Source organism: Undibacterium sp. GrIS 1.2 (assembly GCF_040544435.1).
Classification (GTDB): domain Bacteria; phylum Pseudomonadota; class Gammaproteobacteria; order Burkholderiales; family Burkholderiaceae_D; genus Undibacterium.
In genome coordinates this window covers 57,202-73,250 of sequence record NZ_JBEONP010000005.1, presented here as the reverse complement: position 1 = coordinate 73,250, position 16,049 = coordinate 57,202, and the positions used below count along the sequence as shown (strand labels likewise).

Here is a 16,049-nt window from a genome sequence, read left to right as displayed (position 1 = left end):
ACGCCCTCCTTTCTAAGTGAAAAAAGTAACGTGAGCGCAGTTGCAGTGTTGATCATCCAAGCCTGGCGAAATAGCAAGATTTCGTCGCAACGCTCCTCGGATTGGCTGAAGTATAGCGCACTTGGAATGCCACGTCTGTACTTTGCGCTGCCAGTTGCGGGTCAGTTTGACGGTGCTGATGTCACAATTTTAAGAAAAATAATTGTCGATAAGCTTGGTGATCAGTTTATAGTCTAGGTCGGCGGCGATTCAGAATTGTGTTTTGGCGCAGGAGGCGTTGAGGGAATATATTTCGATGGGTATTAATCCAAAGACACTGGATTTTTGCCTCTGATTCATTCTATTCATGCGTGATGCATCGCAACATCAAAAATCTAATTGACCTGCTATATTGTTTTAATTGATCGACGACTGAAAATTTTGCTATGACGACCCATCAGCCATCTTTACCTGCTCAATCTCCCTCGCTCATTGCGCGTTGGATCTGGCCGCTGCGCTTTTTTTTGATCCTGTTGGTGCCGATGTCTTTGTTTGATGCCTGGCGATTTGGTCGTGCTCTGGAGATGCCGAATCTATTTGCGTTCTGGCCTTTTTTTGTGATGTATGGGGTTTTGAGTCTGATCGATTATGTGGTTGGTCAAGATACCTCACAGCCTGAGGAGAACGTGCGCCATATAGCTCTGTATCGGTGGATTGCGCTGGCTGCATTGCCGGTGCAATTGTTGTCGCTGTGGTGGGGTTTGCATGTGTTCACGACGACGGATTTTAATTGGATCGGCAAGCTAGGCTGGATCTTTTCAGTCGGTGCCGTATCGGGGATTTTGGCGATCACCGTTGCGCATGAGTTGGTCCATAAACCAACGCGCTTAGAGCAGTGGGTTGGTGGCATCTTGTTGTCTTCCGTCTGTTATGGCGGATTTAAAATTGAGCACGTATATGGACATCATGTGAACGTATCTACCCCTAAGGACGCGTCGTCTGCCAAGTTATGGCAAACGGTGTATGGCTTTATTCCACAAGCGGTCTGGCACAACACTCTGAATGCCTGGCGACTCGAAAAAAATCGTCTTCAAAAACGTGGACTGTCAGCCTGGCGCAATGAGGTATTGCTTTGGTCTGCGGTATCTACTGTGTTTGCTGCGGCAGCGTTTTTACTCTTTGGTTGGGCTGGTGTGTGTTTTTTTGTCGGCCAGGCTGTCGTGGCGTTTTGTGAGCTGGAGGCGATCAATTACGTCGAGCATTACGGCCTGACCCGGCAACGCACTGATAACGGTTATGAGCGTGTTCGTCCAGAGCACTCATGGAATTCCAGCTATCGTTTGATGAACTGGTTTTTGATGAATCTGGCGCGGCATTCCGATCATCATGCCTACGCATCTCGACGCTACCAGGAGTTGCGCCATTTTGAAGAGGCACCGCAATTACCGGGCGGTTATGGGGCGATGGTGGTGCTGGCGTTTTGTCCGCCTTTATGGTTCCGGATTATTCATCCGCGGATTCCCGCGCATGTACGGCAAGCCGATGTCTGATGAGTTTTAGCAGGCGTTGGCCGGGCTTGTTTTGGGCGAGCTGACAAGGAAGGTAATGCAGAAGAAATTCATATACTCCCCATTAATTTTTTAAAATATAGCCTATTGTCCAGTAATCCTCTGGACAACTTAAAAATACATAGTGCAGTATATTGGCTGATCTAGTTTTGTCATTTGTGTTAAATGTAAAAAAAGAGCCAAATTAATTGGCTCTTTTTTGTGTTGACGGTTTGCTCAGCATTGTTGATTGCAACAATAGCAACCCGGTATTTTCCTGATTTGCTTAATGACCATCAAAATTACAAACGGTGTACAAAGGCATGCCGCTGGCCTGAATCAGTTTTGATCCTCCCAGTTCTGGCAAATCGACAATCACCGCACCTTCGATGACTTCTGCGCCCAGACGTTCTAACAGTTTTTTACCCGCCATCATAGTGCCGCCAGTGGCGATCAGATCATCGATCAGCACGACGCGGTCACCGGGTTTGCAGGCGTCGGAATGCAGTTCTACCGTGGCACTGCCGTATTCCAATTCATATTGCTCGGATACCGTGTGGAAGGGCAGTTTGCCTTTTTTGCGGATGGGCACAAAACCCAGATTGAGTTCATAAGCCAGCACCGATCCGATGATAAAACCACGGGCATCCAGACCAGCGACAACATCGAGTTTTTCATCCATATAGCGATGTACGAACATGTCGATCAGCACCCGGAATACTTTGGGATTCTGCAGCAATGGGGTGATGTCACGAAACATAACGCCTTGCTGTGGCCAGTTTTCCACAGTGCGGATATGTTCTTTAATATAGTCGGATGGATTGAACATCACAGCTTGCCTTCTTAAATGGGTTGAATGATGCAAATTGCCTAAGTAGCAATTGATGGAGCAAACAGAAAAATGCTCGCTATTTTAACAGCCGTTGCTCTGCTCTAGCGACAGCTTCTGCCGTACCTCGTACGACAATGACATCGCCTGCAAGCAGAATAATGTCCCTGCTTTTCCCTTGATCTTGTTCTAGTCGCGTCTTGCCACGGCGCACCGTTGTGACATCTACATCCAGATTCTCCAGATCTAATTTATCTAAGGTGTTACCGACGGCATTGGCGTGCTCACCCAGAACAATCGTGTGCAAACGGATTTGCATGTTTTCTGGTCCGTCCGCGGCATCACTGGCACCGTGGAAATAACCGCGCAACGATTCATAACGTTCTTCACGCGCAGCCTGCACCCGATGTACTACACGACGCAGCGGCACACCAAGCTGCACCAGGGCATGCGAGGCGAGCATCAGGCTGCCTTCCATCAGTTCTGGCACGACCTCGGTTGCACCGGCCTCGCGTAATTTATTGATGTCGCTATCGTCATGGCTACGTACAATCACTGGCAGGCTGGGATTAAGTTCTTGCACCAGATGCAAGATTTTTAATGCGGATTGAGTATCTTTGTAAGTAATCACCAATGAGGCGGCGCGTTTGATGCCGGCGGCGATCAGACTTTCGCGCCGTGCTGCATCACCATACGATACATTGGCACCGGCAGTCTGGGCTTCGCGGATGCGATCCGGGTCCAGATCGAGTGCGTAGTAATCAATATTTTCTTCAGTCAATACGCGTGCCAGACTTTGCCCGCTACGACCAAAACCAGCAACGATGACATGCCGCTTGGTGCTCATGGTGCGGGCAGCGATTTGGGTCAGTGCCAGCGACTGCATCATCCATTCGTTAGCGGACAACTTCATCACGATGGCGTCAGATTTGGCCAGAATAAAAGGCGATGCCAGCATCGACAACACCATTGACGCGAGTATTAATTGCAATAACAGCGGATCAAGCAGTTGCAAACCGCCAGCCTGATTTAATAAGACAAAGCCAAATTCTCCCGCCTGTGCCAAACCCAAACCAGTACGCAAGGCGACGCTGCCTGTGCTGCCAAATAGTTTGGCAAGACCGGTAATCAGTAAAAATTTGAGCAATACCGGTCCCAGCAGCAAGATCAAAACGAGTAGCGGATGCTCAAACACCAGGCGTAAATTTAACAGCATGCCGATGGTGATAAAAAATAAACCTAGCAAGACATCGCGGAAGGATTTGATGTCTTCTTCGACCTGATGCTTGTATTCAGTCTCTGAGATGAGCATGCCAGCGACAAAGGCACCCAGCGCCATGGATAAACCCGCGTGCTCAGTCAGCCATGCCGCACCTAGCGTGATCAACAACAGATTAAGCATGAAGAGTTCTTGCGAGCGGCGTTTGACGACGATGCTAAACCAGCCGCGTACTAGTTTTTGTCCAACAAATAACAGCAGAAACAAGACCAGAGCGGCTTTCCCGCTGGCCCATGCGAGAGCTTCAAACAAATTGCTGGAATGCGATGCCAGCGCCGGTACCAGGATCAGCAAAGGGACAAACGCCAGATCCTGAAACAATAAAATGCTGATAATTTGTCGGCCATGCGGGCTTTCCAGCTCCAGTTTTTCGGTCAGCATTTTAGAAACGATGGCGGTGGACGACATAGCCAGCGCACCGCCTAGCGCGAAGGCGGCTTCCCAACTGATATTAAAATGTTGAGGCAGCCAGTAAGATGCTGCTAATCCAATCCCCATGCTGCTGGCAATAGTGACCAGCACTTGCGCCAGACCCAGCCCGAACACAGTTCTGCGCATCGACATCAGTTTTGAGCGCGAAAACTCCAGCCCAATGGAAAACATTAAAAACACGACGCCAAATTCGGCCAGCTCATGCGTGGCCGCACTATCTTCTGCCAGCCCCAGACCAAACGGGCCGATCAAAATACCGACCACCAGATAACCCAGCATCGGAGGCAATTGCAGCATACGGAAAGCGACGACACCTAGAACGGAGGCGGCGAGTAAGAGGAGGGTAGTGTCAAGTGCGGTCATGCAAGCATTATTGCTTAGATGATCAAAAAAACGAACAATATTCACTGGCAAGCAACATATGCAAGCTTATGCAAACTGGCAGAGTTTTTGCTTAGCCAATTTCGTTTATACTCTCGGGATGAGCTCTATTAACTTTATCCCCACCCAAACTCCGGCGGACGTGTCGTCTAAGCTTTCTTCTAAACTTTCGACCAGCCTTGCGCCTGACGAAACCTTTGCCCGTCGTGCTTTGCTATTGGCAAGCGAGACTTTGCAGATCGAAGCAGACGCAATCAAGGTTCTGCAATCCCGACTTTCCGACGATTACGCGGCATTTGCCCTGGCTACTGATCTGCTACTGCACTGCCAGGGGCGGGTAGTTGTTTCTGGTATTGGCAAATCGGGCCATATTGCCCGTAAGATCGCTGCGACTTTCGCATCGACTGGAACGCCTGCTTTGTTTGTACATGCCGCCGAAGCTGCACACGGCGACTTAGGTATGGTGACGCCCCAAGATGTATTTATTGGTATCTCTTATTCAGGCGAAGCGTCGGAATTGATCGCGATTGCCCCTATCATCAAACGCCTAGGTGTCAAACTGATTACCTTGACTGGCAATCCGGTGTCGGGTTTGGCAAAACTGGCCGACGTGCATTTAAATGTGCATGTCGACAAAGAAGCTTGTCCGCTTAACCTCGCACCAACGGCCAGTACGACAGTCACACTGGCACTGGGCGATGCACTTGCTGTTGCGGTCTTGGATGCACGTGGTTTCCGTGAAGAAGATTTCGCCCGCTCCCACCCCGGTGGCGCGCTCGGTCGCCGTTTGTTGACACATGTCCGCGATGTGATGCGTAGCGGCGACGATATTCCTCAAGTGACGCCTGACACTAAGTTGACCGTTGCGCTGATGGAAATTACCAAAAAAGGCATGGCGATGACAGCCGTAGTCGATCATGAGCAGCGGGTAATCGGCGTATTTACCGATGGTGATTTACGTCGTTTGATGGAAAGTGTTCAGGACTTTACTAAAATTGTGATCGCGGATGTGATGCATAAAAATCCACGCAGCATTCGTGCGGAGCAGTTGGCAGTTGAAGCGGTTGAGGTAATGGAAACCCATAGAATTAATCAATTGTTGGTAGCGGATGAACATGGCAAATTAGTCGGCGCTCTGCATATTCATGACCTGACCCGCGCTAAGGTGATTTGATGACTGCAACGACAATGTTGAATTCAAATGCAGTTGCCAAGGCAGCTCAAGTCCAATTAATGATTTTTGATGTAGACGGTATTTTGACCAGTGGTAGCCTGCATTTTGGCCCTGATGGCGAAATGATGAAAAGCTTTAATGTGCTGGATGGTCAGGGAATTCGTTTGCTGCAACAAGCCGGTATTCAGACTGCCATCATCAGTGCGCGTCAGTCGCCTATTGTGGCGCGTCGTGCAGCAGATTTGGGGATTGTTCATTTGCGCCAGGGTATTCATGACAAACGGTCTGCTTTTCAAGAATTATGCGCTGAGTTGAAGGTCGAAGCAGAGCATTGCGGCTTTATCGGTGATGATGTAATTGACTTGCCGGTATTATCGCGGGTTGGTTTTGCCGCCAGCGTACCGAATGGACATGCCGAGGTACGTTGCCGTGTTGATTACATCACGCAGGTGAGTGGTGGCAATGGTGCGGTACGCGAAGTTTGTGATTTTATTTTGCGGGCGCAAGGTAAATACGACCAGGCCTTAGCGCCTTTTCTACTATGAAGTATATTTTTTCTGCAGATCGTTTCCGCGTCTGGGTAGGCATTATTATGCTCGGCGTAATTGCGATGGGTAGCTTTTGGGTGCTGCAAGTTTTACGCAAAAGTGATGAAGAAGGAAATATGCGCAGTGCTGCTCGTACCGATCCTGATTACTATGTGGAAAATTTTAATTTCATCCGTTTGTCGAACAAAGGACAGGCGAATTTTCATGTCACCGGTAGCCGGCTCACTCATAACCCGCAATATGATAATTTTGAAATTACACAACCCCGTATTAATAGTTTTGATAAAGATAAAACTCCTGTAACAGTACGTGCTGATCGCGGACTGGTAGAGCAAAAAACTGCACAACTTAGCGAGCAAGCTAAAGCACAAGTTGAGATTAATACCCAAAGTGACGAGATTCATCTGTATGACAATGTTCAGGTAGTAAGGCCTGAGAGTGATACTACAAAATACATGCAGTTAAATACCGATTATCTATTGTTGTTACCCGATCTGAATACGATGAAAACAGATCATCCCGTGACCTTGTATTCACAAAATTCAGAAACACATGCAGTTGGAATGACGGCGAATAATGAGACACAAGAGACTCAGTTACTAAGTCAGGTTCACATGCATTTTACTAAGCCAGGTGCGAAGTCAGGCACGAAGCAAAAAACATCTAATTAATCAAAATGGAGAGCAAGTAATGAGCTTCCACAATAAACAATCCAAGCATCTGATCGGCGGCTTTTTATGTGCTGTCAGTGCAGTAGTTTTACATTCGGCGGCATTTGCTGAAAAAGCGGATGCCGATAAGCCGACAGAAATTACCGCAGATCATTCTATTTCCGAAGGGAAGAAAAACGTATCTACCATCACGGGGAATGTCGTTTTGACCCGAGGTACCTTGTTAGTCAAAGCCGAGCGCGCTGTCGTGACAACCGCACAAGATGGAACGCAGAGTGCTGTTCTCTATGCTGTTGCGGGCGGCAAAGTATTTTTCCGTCAAAAGCGTGACGGCGGTCCAGACTTATGGGTAGAAGGTGTAGCAGACCGGGTCGAATATGACACCAGGACAGAATTAGTAAAATTTATTTCTAAGGCTGACGTGAAATATCTTGAAGGTAAAACCGTCACACAGGAACAGCAGGGCGACTTTTTATCCTACGACAGTCTTAGCGATGTATTCGTGGCGACTAATAATACGTCTGGAAAATCTGTTGACGGTGGCGGACGTGTGACGTTAATTTTGGCTCCAAAATCCGACAAAAAAGTCAAAGAATAAGATGAGTACATTATTAGTTAAGGGTTTGCAAAAGCGCTATGGCGCGCGGCAAGTCGTCCGTGACGTGTCGTTGGAAGTAAAGAGCGGTGAAGTGGTCGGTTTGCTAGGTCCGAACGGCGCTGGCAAGACTACATCGTTTTATATGATTGTTGGACTGGTACCCTCTGATGCCGGTGAGATCAATATTGATGGTGTTGATATCTCGCGCTTACCCATACACAAACGTGCAACCTTGGGCTTATCTTATTTGCCGCAAGAGGCCTCGGTATTTCGTAAGCTGTCTGTAGAAGACAATATCCGTGCAGTTCTTGAATTACAAAAAGATGAAAACGATCAATTTCTGAGTAAAAAGAAAATTGAAAAACGTTTAGACACCTTGCTGGCCGAATTGCAGATTGACGGCATTCGTGAAAATCAGGCTTTATCCTTGTCGGGTGGTGAACGTCGCAGGGTAGAGATCGCCAGAGCATTGGCAACCAATCCTCGTTTCGTGTTGTTGGATGAGCCTTTTGCAGGCGTCGATCCGATTGCCGTCATTGAGATCCAACGGATTGTGCGCTTCCTTAAAAACCGGGGTATCGGCGTTCTGATCACAGATCACAATGTACGCGAAACTCTTGGCATTTGTGACCATGCCTACATCATTAATCAGGGCGCTGTGTTGGCGACTGGTAAGCCAGACGATATCATTAAAGACGAATCGGTTCGCCGAGTTTATCTGGGAGAGCATTTCCGCATGTAGCGGGAAGCCATACGATGATGAAGCAAAGCCTGCAACTCCGCACGTCCCAGCATTTGGCCTTAACGCCCCAATTGCAGCAATCGATACGTTTGCTGCAATTGTCCACGCTGGAGCTACATCAAGAGTTAGAAAATCTACTTTCCGACAATCCCATGTTGGAGCGGGTAGATGATCCTATGGATAATGCAGTGCGCTTGCTGGCCGACGGCGCCATCAGTGCGACTACGAATAATTCTGAAACTGAATTCGCCGCGCCAGAAATGAATGGCGATGCAGCTACTGCAAGTGCCAGTACTGAAAATGCCGAGCTTAGCGAAGTCGCTGCCTCTGCCGATAGCACCAGCGCGAATGAAGAAGAGTGGAGCTTTGATGATGTTCCTCAAGGCAGCAAATCGTCAGAAGAAGATGACGGACGTCCGCAGTTAGAAGCAGCACAAACTAGCCTCAGAGATCACTTGTTGGAGCAGATGCGATTGAACATTCGCGAGCCCCGTGATCGTGCTCTGATTGAGCTGATGATTGATGCCTTGGATACCAATGGCTATTTGATGGAAACGCTTGAAGAAATTCATGCCAGCTTGCCATTGGAATTATGTGTTGAGCCGGAAGAATTATCCTTTGCGCTGAACATGTTGCAGAACTTTGACCCTAGCGGTGTCGGTGCCAGAAATGTATCCGAATGTCTGGCCTTGCAGATTAAACGTTTTCCTAAAATTCCTTTTGTGACGCGTCGGCTGGCGCAAAAAATTGTTGAGAGCCACATCACTTTATTCGCTCAAAGAGATTTTAATAAGTTGAAGAAAATCCTTAATTGTGATGACGAGGATTTACGCGAAGCGCAAGTGGTTATTCGTCAATGTAACCCCAAACCGGGTGCTGAATTTGCCGTGGCGGCTTCAGATTATGTCGTGCCGGATGTGATAGTCAGAAAGACAGTGAACGGCTGGCAAGTATTACTCAATCAAGATGTGATGCCAAAGCTACGTGTTAATAGTATGTACGCCAGCATCATGAAGCAAAATCGGGGTGACGGTACGCTAGGTTCCCAATTGCAAGAGGCGCGCTGGCTAATCAAAAATATGCGGCAACGCTTTGATACGATTTTGCGGGTTTCACAAGCGATAGTTGAAAGACAACGTAATTTTTTCACGCACGGTGCCGTTGCAATGCGACCACTTGTGTTGCGCGAAATTGCTGATACACTGGGTTTACACGAGAGCACTATTTCTCGTGTAACGACGCAAAAATACATGCTGACCCCGCATGGTATGTTTGAGTTGAAATATTTCTTCGGTAGCCATGTCGCGACGGAAGCAGGGGGGGAAGCATCATCCACCGCGATACGTGCACTCATCAAGCAGTTGATAGGAGCAGAAGACCAGAAAATCCCACTCTCTGACAGCAAGATTGCAGACATGCTGGGAGAACAAGGCATGGTAATTGCGCGACGCACAGTCGCCAAATATCGCGAGGCCTTGAAAATCCCGCCAGTAAGCCTGCGCAAATCTTTGTAACTTGTTCTTGAAATATCCTCGTGTGTTGCTATATATAATTTAGCTCAATAAATAATTTAAGTATTAGTCTGCCAATTCATCGTCTGATTAAATTTACATTAATTGAGTTAAGACAAAATGTTTGTAACAAGTAAGATTACCAAGGAGCGTAGTATGAATCTCACCATCAGTGGACATCACCTCGAAGTAACTCCTGCAATTCGTGAACATGTGCAAAATAAGCTTGAACGTATCAGGCGGCATTTCGATCAAGTAATTGATATCGCCGTCATCCTGACCGTGGACAAGCTCAAAGAAAAGGAAAAACGCCATAAAGCAGACATTAATCTGCACATCAGTGGCAAAGATATTCATGTTGAAAGCCTGGCACAAGATCTCTACGCCGCCATCGACACTCTCATCGACAAACTGGACCGACAAGTCATTAAACATAAAGACAAAATCCAAAATCATCAACATGACGCGATCAAACACATACCCGATCCGACGCCAGTGTAAGCAGATGACTTAGTCGCTTTTTCGATTAGAAAATAGCAAAAAAGGACGCAATCCGGCGTCCTTTTTTTGTTTACGTAACACTTGATTTTTTTGCGAAGATTATGCGCTGATATAAATATACTCCCATATTATTTTTATAAATATGGCTTATTGTCCAGTAATTACATGGACAACTAAAATATACCTGGGGAGAGTATTTATATTGGGTACTGGAGAAATAAGCGACACTCGTAGCTATTCATTTCTTTAAGCCGCACAGATTAGCTTGTACGCATTTAAATTTAACCTCAATACCCTAAAGTTTTTCCGTCGGGATTGCGCGGATCTGAATAACCATCAAATCCCTGATTGCTCATTTGTATCGTTTGTGTGCGCCCCATAGTCGGTGACAATCTCAGATGCTGACCTTTTTGCTCCAGTATGTTTAAGGTATCGATAGTGATCCCTTTTTCTACGCGCAATTGATCTGGCATCCATTGATGATGAATGCGAGGCGCAATGCTGGCTTCGGCAATATTCATATCATGGTCAATCACATTCATAATAATTTGCAAACTGGTGGTGATAATCCGGCTACCCCCCGGGCTGCCTGTGGTCAGAAATGGTCGTCCGTCTTTTAAAATAATTGTCGGTGACATTGAGCTGAGCGGGCGCTTGTATGCCGCAATCGCATTGGCATCGCCACCAAGTAATCCAAACGCGTTGGGAGCACCCGCTTTTACGGAGAAATCATCCATTTCATTATTTAAGGTAATGCCGGTGCCGCTAGCAACGATGCCGCTACCAAAATTCAGATTCAGCGTGTAGGTAGTTGCGACGACGTTACCATACTGATCTGCTGTAGCAAAATGGGTAGTTTGATCACTTTCGTAAGGCGCTAGTTTACCGGGCTTGATTTGATCGGACGGCGTTGCATGTTCTGGATTAATTTTCTTTGATAACTCATCAGCATAGGCGCGTGATGTCAGTGCTTTAATCGGTACTTTGACAAAATCGGGATCGCCCAAATATTCAGAACGATCGGCATAAGCGAGCTTCATGGTCTCCGCCATCAGGTGTAAGTTTTGTGCGCTATTACTGCCTTGTTCTTTAATCGGAAAGTGTTCAAGAATATGCAACATTTGTACGATGTGTACGCCGCCTGAGCTGGGTGGCGGCATGGCCACGATTTCATAGCCGCGATAACTACCTTTGACGGGTTCGCGCTCGACGACCTTATAATTTTTCATATCTTCTGCGCTGATGATGCCTTCATGCTGCGCCATTTCTGCAACAATTTTCTTTGCGATGGCGCCTTGATAAAAAGCACTCGCGCCTTCTTTTGCAATCAACTTGAGGGATGCAGCCAGATCTTTTTGGATTAATTTTTCACCTGCGACCAGAGGTTTGCCATTTTTAAAAAAGATCGCTTTGCTCGACTCCCACGCGCCCAAATGGTCGTATTCTGCGTCGAGGATGCTGGCTAGATGTGGACTTACCTCAAAGCCTTGTTCTGCCAGTTGTATCGCAGGTGCAATGACATCTGATAATTTCATGGTGCCGTATTTACTTAGCGCCTGCGTCAATCCGGCGACAGTTCCAGGTACGCCAATCGCCAAATGCGAGTAGAGTGATTTGCCAGGAATGACTTTGCCTGCTTTATCCAGATACATGTCGCGGCTTGCTTTGATGGGGGCCATTTCGCGGAAATCCAGTGCGATGTCTTTACCCGATTTGGCGTCATGGATTAGCATAAAACCTCCACCACCAATATTGCCTGCGTTGGGCAACACCACCGCCAGCGCAAAGCCAACCGCCACCGCAGCATCGACCGCATTCCCGCCGCGCTTTAACATATCCAGGCCAACTTGCGTTGCCAAGCCTTGTTCGCTCGCCACCATCCCATGCTTAGCATGGATTGGACTGACGATGTCATAACCAATATCGTATTTAACAACGGGATTAATGCTGGTAGTTTTAGCTACGAATTGCGCTTGTGTCGCAGTAATGCTTGATGCCAGCGCCAGTGCGATTAATCCTAAGCGTGATACGCGCAACAAGCTTGTTGAATTTGACAGAAATAGGCAAGGTAGTGGGGAAAGCAGCGGAGCGCGCATGGATTATCCTTGGGACGTTTCAATAGAATTGATTTTAACTTGATCGTCTTATCCAGTCAGACTGGATTTCTCTTATTAACAGGACTTGCGTAAGTCCTAATTAGTTTAGATAGATATTATTTCGTTCAATAAAAAAGCCACCTGAAGGTGGCTTTTTTTGGTTCAGGCAGAAACGAATTACTTCGCTGCTGCTTCGCCTTCTGCTGCAGTAGCGCCAGCAGGTACCACAGCGATAGCGACAGTCGCGTCATCACCGTGAACAATTGCTGTAACGCCTTTTGGCAATACCAGGCTAGAAACGTGGATAGATTGACCAGCTTCCAATTTGGACAGATCAACTTCAACGAATTCTGGCAAGTCTGCTGGCAAGCAAGAGATATCCAGTTCAACAGCAACGTGGCTGATGACTGCAGCAGACAACTTAACTGCTGGAGATACGTCAGCATTGATGAAATGCAGAGGTACTTTTACGTGGATTTTCTTGTTTGCATCAACGCGTTGGAAGTCAACGTGCAATACTAATTGTTTGTATGCGTGGACTTGGAAGTCGCGCAACAATACTTTTTCGGCTTTACCATCAACTTCCAGATCCAAAATGGATGAGTGGAAGGCTTCTTTTTTCAATGCATGGTACAAAGCATTGTGGTCCAGAGTGACGCTGACAGGCGCTTCTGTACCGCCGTAGATGATACCTGGTGTTTGGCCAGCAATACGCAGGCGGCGGCTCGCTCCGGTCCCCTGCTCTTTGCGTGCAAATGCGATTACTTTCATGGTGCTACTCCAAAAAATGCAAGATTGAACTTGCGGTTTTGCGTCCCCGCGACCAGGGACACAGAAAAAACGAGCTTGTTTTAAAACAAGCTCGCAGAAAATTATGCTTAATCCGTGAACAGAGAAATAACGGATTCGCCTTTAGTAATACGGCGGAAAGTCTCAGCCAGCAAACTGTCGCAAGACAATTGGCGGATTTTGCTACATGCTCTTGCAGCATCTGACAGAGGAATGGTATCGGTGACAACCAGCTCATCCAACGGTGAGTTGGAGATACGGTCAATTGCCGGACCCGACAATACTGGATGTGTACAGTAAGCCAATACTTTTTTCGCGCCACGTTCTTTCAGAACTTCTGCCGCTTTGGTCAGTGTCCCGGCAGTATCGACCATGTCATCCATAATCACGCAGTTACGTCCTTCGACTTCACCGATGATGTTCATGACTTCTGATACGTTGGCTTTTGGACGACGTTTATCAATGATCGCTAAATCGCAACCCAAACGTTTTGCCAGCGCGCGGGCGCGGACGACGCCACCAACGTCGGGTGAAACGACTAATAAGTCTTCATAGTTCTTGGCAACCAGATCACCCAGCAAAATCGGTGATGCATAAATATTATCAACCGGAATATCAAAGAAGCCTTGGATTTGGTCTGCATGCAAATCCATAATCAGCACGCGATCAACGCCAGCTTTTTCCAGCATGTTGGCAACAACCTTCGCTGAGATCGCTACTCGTGCAGAGCGCGGACGGCGGTCTTGGCGGGCATAACCAAAGTAAGGAATCGCCGCAGTAATGCGACCAGCAGATGCGCGCTTCAGAGCGTCGACCATCAAGATGATTTCCATCAGATTGTCATTCGTCGGTGCGCAGGTTGATTGCAAAACGAAAACATCTTTACCTCGGACGTTTTCATTAATTTCGACCATCACTTCACCGTCGGAAAATTTAGAAACGTCTGCTTTACCGAGAGGAATGCCCAATTGTTTGACAACACCTTCAGCCAACGCAGGGTTAGCATTTCCGGTGAAAACCATCATGTTGTCATTTGCGCGCGCGTTTGCCATGGCGGGACCTATCGGCTAGATTGAGGGTCAAGCGTAGTTGCTAATTCAGACTTAAACTTTTAGCAAAAACACTGCTGATACAATTGAAAAAAGCCGCCGCACATTGTATGCGGCGGCTTTATATTTAATGGCAGGGGATGGAGGACTCGAACCTCCGAATGCCGGAATCAAAATCCGGTGCCTTAACCAACTTGGCGAATCCCCTACACAACCGTTTATCTGGTGTTAAATTCTGAGCCGCTATTTTAGCGGGATTTCAACACCAGACCAAATTTTTTTACGTCTGCAGCAAATAAGCCATCGGGTGTTGACTTATTGCTTTGGCTTTCCATGATTGCCAGTGATGCGGTACTTGTTTTAGCGCCTGATCGGCGTTTGCCTCATCAGAAAATGCACAAAAAACACAAGCACCAGATCCGGTCATCTTCGCGTTGCCGTAAGCGCTAAGCCACTGAATGGCTGCTGCAACTTGCGGGAACAGCGTACAAGCAACTGTTTGCAGATCGTTTTTCCAAATCATTTCTGATAGGCTGGAAAAGTCCGCTATTTTGATTGGTTTCGTATCCCTTGTCAACTCTTTGGCAGAAAAAATTGCTGGTGTCGGTACTTGGACGCCGGGTTCTATCACCACAAACCATTGCTCTGGTGTGTGGATAGCTTGCAGTCGCTCACCTATGCCTTCTGCGAAGGCATTTTGGCCGAACAGGAAAAACGGAACATCGGCACCCAATTGCAAGCCCAGCGCCATTAGTTCGTGCCGCGTTAGCCCGCATTCCCATAAATGATTTAGTGCGATCAGCGTGGTTGCTGCATCGGATGAGCCGCCGCCAAGTCCGCCACCCATGGGAAGTTTTTTCGTCAGCGTTAGATTGGCGCCATAAGTGCTGCCGCTATGATGTTGTAGCAAGCGAGCTGCGCGCACCATTAAATCGGTATCTGCAGGAACCCCGACAATCTCGTTGGTACGATGAATAAGGCCGTCATCGCGGACTTCAAAGTCCAGCATATCGCAGTAGTCAATCAACTGGAACGCAGTTTGTAGTAGGTGGTAGCCATCTGCGCGGCGACCAGTGACGTGCAAGAACAGATTAAGTTTTGCCGGTGCCGGGCAATTGCTGAGGTGGCGGGGCTTCATTATGCTTGTTTCTATTGCTGTTTTTACCTTTTTAACATTCATCGCTGCGCTCATTGCAAGGTCCATTGTTCTATCGCGATGCGGATGGCAATTTCTCCGGCTTGCACAGAGTTACGTTGTAAGTTGATACGCTTGGGGTAGAGAGGCGTGCTATCCAGATTCCATGTGACGTAGCGCAGATGCCATCCATCGGCATCAAGCACGGTATTATCATCCGTTTTTAGTGCGATCCGTTTGCCTTGTGTGTCGAGACTAAAACCTTGTAACCAGTCGCGTAAGCCGCTGACTGGTAGCGCCCAACCCAAACTATCATTGAGCAAACTATCCAGGTCGCTGGCATAGCGAGTTGCTTTGCCAGCTTGTTGCATACTTGCACCCGTTGGAGTTTGTTGAATCGTTGCAATCACCTGGCCTAGCGGTGACAGCAAAGTAATGTTGGTACTGGTCGCAGTCTGTTGCCATTCAAAGCTGCCGGGTAAGGTTTGCTCCTTGTCATTTTGCTGATACTGCACCGATATCCTGCCAGTGATTTGCAGGTTTTCTTGATATTGACGGTCTGGCGACGCGTTGGTCTGACGTGGTGTGCTAGCGCAGCCGGATAAAGTCAGGCTTAAAAAAAAGCTGAATAAGATCAATAAAAAATGGGAGTATCTGATTGATAGTGCTGATTGTCCAGACTTTATTTGGAGCATATAAGTAATTTATAGTGTACTCACTGGGAGTATATTGTTTGATGCGGTGAGCTGAACTATATTTAAAGTTCGCGCATTCATACATTTAAGCCT

General features: G+C 47.5%; 15 protein-coding genes, 1 tRNA gene and 1 riboswitch. Of the genes, 8 read left to right on the top strand and 8 right to left on the bottom strand.

Features of this window, described 5'->3' with window-relative positions; all coding sequences use genetic code 11:
- Window positions 1-25 precede the first annotated feature (25 nt).
- A riboswitch (S-adenosyl-L-homocysteine riboswitch) is annotated at window positions 26-104 on the bottom strand.
- 321 nt (window positions 105-425) lie between these two features.
- Window positions 426-1,529, top strand: a complete 1,104-nt coding sequence (locus tag AAKU61_RS03430; RefSeq protein ID WP_354329676.1) for an alkane 1-monooxygenase — start codon at window positions 426-428, stop codon at window positions 1,527-1,529.
- A gap of 283 nt (window positions 1,530-1,812) precedes the next feature.
- On the opposite strand, the gene AAKU61_RS03425 is transcribed toward AAKU61_RS03430, so the two are convergent.
- Window positions 1,813-2,355 (bottom strand): adenine phosphoribosyltransferase, encoded by a 543-nt coding sequence (locus tag AAKU61_RS03425; protein WP_354329674.1) that lies wholly within the window; start codon window positions 2,353-2,355, stop codon window positions 1,813-1,815.
- A gap of 79 nt (window positions 2,356-2,434) precedes the next feature.
- Window positions 2,435-4,429, bottom strand: coding sequence for a cation:proton antiporter domain-containing protein (locus AAKU61_RS03420; protein WP_354329672.1), 1,995 nt, complete (start codon window positions 4,427-4,429; stop codon window positions 2,435-2,437).
- Window positions 4,430-4,547: 118 nt separating this feature from the next.
- Here AAKU61_RS03420 and AAKU61_RS03415 point away from each other — a divergent pair, with 118 nt between their 5' ends.
- The 7 genes from AAKU61_RS03415 to hpf all read left to right on the top strand — a co-directional run bounded on the left by AAKU61_RS03415 (window position 4,548) and on the right by hpf (window position 10,192).
- A complete protein-coding gene (locus AAKU61_RS03415; protein WP_354329670.1) occupies window positions 4,548-5,621 on the top strand; it encodes a KpsF/GutQ family sugar-phosphate isomerase in 1,074 nt (357 codons plus the stop codon).
- Entirely contained in the window at window positions 5,621-6,166 is a 546-nt protein-coding gene (locus tag AAKU61_RS03410) for a KdsC family phosphatase (RefSeq protein WP_354329668.1), read from the top strand. Before AAKU61_RS03415 ends, AAKU61_RS03410 begins: the two co-directional genes overlap by 1 nt.
- A complete protein-coding gene (lptC, locus tag AAKU61_RS03405; protein WP_354329666.1) occupies window positions 6,163-6,840 on the top strand; it encodes an LPS export ABC transporter periplasmic protein LptC in 678 nt (225 codons plus the stop codon). Before AAKU61_RS03410 ends, lptC begins: the two co-directional genes overlap by 4 nt.
- 19 nt (window positions 6,841-6,859) lie before the next feature.
- Complete coding sequence (gene lptA / locus AAKU61_RS03400; protein WP_354329664.1) at window positions 6,860-7,438, top strand: lipopolysaccharide transport periplasmic protein LptA; 579 nt, start codon at window positions 6,860-6,862, stop codon at window positions 7,436-7,438.
- A 1-nt stretch (window position 7,439) separates the two neighbouring features.
- On the top strand, window positions 7,440-8,180 hold the full coding sequence (gene lptB / locus AAKU61_RS03395; RefSeq protein WP_354329662.1) for an LPS export ABC transporter ATP-binding protein: 741 nt from the start codon (window positions 7,440-7,442) through the stop codon (window positions 8,178-8,180).
- Between the two features lie 17 nt (window positions 8,181-8,197).
- Window positions 8,198-9,694, top strand: coding sequence for an RNA polymerase factor sigma-54 (locus AAKU61_RS03390; protein ID WP_354329752.1), 1,497 nt, complete (start codon window positions 8,198-8,200; stop codon window positions 9,692-9,694).
- A 153-nt stretch (window positions 9,695-9,847) separates the two neighbouring features.
- The gene (gene hpf / locus AAKU61_RS03385; protein WP_322121175.1) at window positions 9,848-10,192 is read left to right on the top strand and encodes a ribosome hibernation-promoting factor, HPF/YfiA family; all 345 of its coding nucleotides are present in this window, start codon (window positions 9,848-9,850) and stop codon (window positions 10,190-10,192) included.
- Between the two features lie 287 nt (window positions 10,193-10,479).
- Here hpf and ggt read toward each other — a convergent pair whose 3' ends face one another.
- From ggt to lolB, 6 genes are all read right to left on the bottom strand, one after another.
- Window positions 10,480-12,288, bottom strand: a complete 1,809-nt coding sequence (gene ggt, locus AAKU61_RS03380; RefSeq protein WP_354329660.1) for a gamma-glutamyltransferase — start codon at window positions 12,286-12,288, stop codon at window positions 10,480-10,482.
- A gap of 177 nt (window positions 12,289-12,465) precedes the next feature.
- Window positions 12,466-13,059, bottom strand: coding sequence for a 50S ribosomal protein L25/general stress protein Ctc (locus tag AAKU61_RS03375; RefSeq protein WP_354329658.1), 594 nt, complete (start codon window positions 13,057-13,059; stop codon window positions 12,466-12,468).
- A 107-nt stretch (window positions 13,060-13,166) separates the two neighbouring features.
- Complete coding sequence (locus tag AAKU61_RS03370; protein WP_322121178.1) at window positions 13,167-14,129, bottom strand: ribose-phosphate pyrophosphokinase; 963 nt, start codon at window positions 14,127-14,129, stop codon at window positions 13,167-13,169.
- Window positions 14,130-14,257: 128 nt separating this feature from the next.
- Window positions 14,258-14,334: transfer RNA gene (locus AAKU61_RS03365), tRNA-Gln, on the bottom strand.
- Window positions 14,335-14,406: 72 nt separating this feature from the next.
- Window positions 14,407-15,264, bottom strand: a complete 858-nt coding sequence (ispE, locus tag AAKU61_RS03360) for a 4-(cytidine 5'-diphospho)-2-C-methyl-D-erythritol kinase (protein WP_354329656.1) — start codon at window positions 15,262-15,264, stop codon at window positions 14,407-14,409.
- A gap of 50 nt (window positions 15,265-15,314) precedes the next feature.
- The gene (gene lolB / locus AAKU61_RS03355; RefSeq protein ID WP_354329654.1) at window positions 15,315-15,899 is read right to left on the bottom strand and encodes a lipoprotein insertase outer membrane protein LolB; all 585 of its coding nucleotides are present in this window, start codon (window positions 15,897-15,899) and stop codon (window positions 15,315-15,317) included.
- Window positions 15,900-16,049: the final 150 nt, after the last annotated feature.

Coding starts and splice junctions, on each gene's coding strand:
- AAKU61_RS03430 (WP_354329676.1), top strand. CDS start 426: ATGACGACCCATCAGCCATCTTTACCTGCTCAATCTCCCTCGCTCATT.
- AAKU61_RS03425 (WP_354329674.1), bottom strand. CDS start 2,355: ATGTTCAATCCATCCGACTATATTAAAGAACATATCCGCACTGTGGAA.
- AAKU61_RS03420 (WP_354329672.1), bottom strand. CDS start 4,429: ATGACCGCACTTGACACTACCCTCCTCTTACTCGCCGCCTCCGTTCTA.
- AAKU61_RS03415 (WP_354329670.1), top strand. CDS start 4,548: ATGAGCTCTATTAACTTTATCCCCACCCAAACTCCGGCGGACGTGTCG.
- AAKU61_RS03410 (WP_354329668.1), top strand. CDS start 5,621: ATGACTGCAACGACAATGTTGAATTCAAATGCAGTTGCCAAGGCAGCT.
- lptC (WP_354329666.1), top strand. CDS start 6,163: ATGAAGTATATTTTTTCTGCAGATCGTTTCCGCGTCTGGGTAGGCATT.
- lptA (WP_354329664.1), top strand. CDS start 6,860: ATGAGCTTCCACAATAAACAATCCAAGCATCTGATCGGCGGCTTTTTA.
- lptB (WP_354329662.1), top strand. CDS start 7,440: ATGAGTACATTATTAGTTAAGGGTTTGCAAAAGCGCTATGGCGCGCGG.
- AAKU61_RS03390 (WP_354329752.1), top strand. CDS start 8,198: ATGAAGCAAAGCCTGCAACTCCGCACGTCCCAGCATTTGGCCTTAACG.
- hpf (WP_322121175.1), top strand. CDS start 9,848: ATGAATCTCACCATCAGTGGACATCACCTCGAAGTAACTCCTGCAATT.
- ggt (WP_354329660.1), bottom strand. CDS start 12,288: ATGCGCGCTCCGCTGCTTTCCCCACTACCTTGCCTATTTCTGTCAAAT.
- AAKU61_RS03375 (WP_354329658.1), bottom strand. CDS start 13,059: ATGAAAGTAATCGCATTTGCACGCAAAGAGCAGGGGACCGGAGCGAGC.
- AAKU61_RS03370 (WP_322121178.1), bottom strand. CDS start 14,129: ATGGCAAACGCGCGCGCAAATGACAACATGATGGTTTTCACCGGAAAT.
- ispE (WP_354329656.1), bottom strand. CDS start 15,264: ATGAAGCCCCGCCACCTCAGCAATTGCCCGGCACCGGCAAAACTTAAT.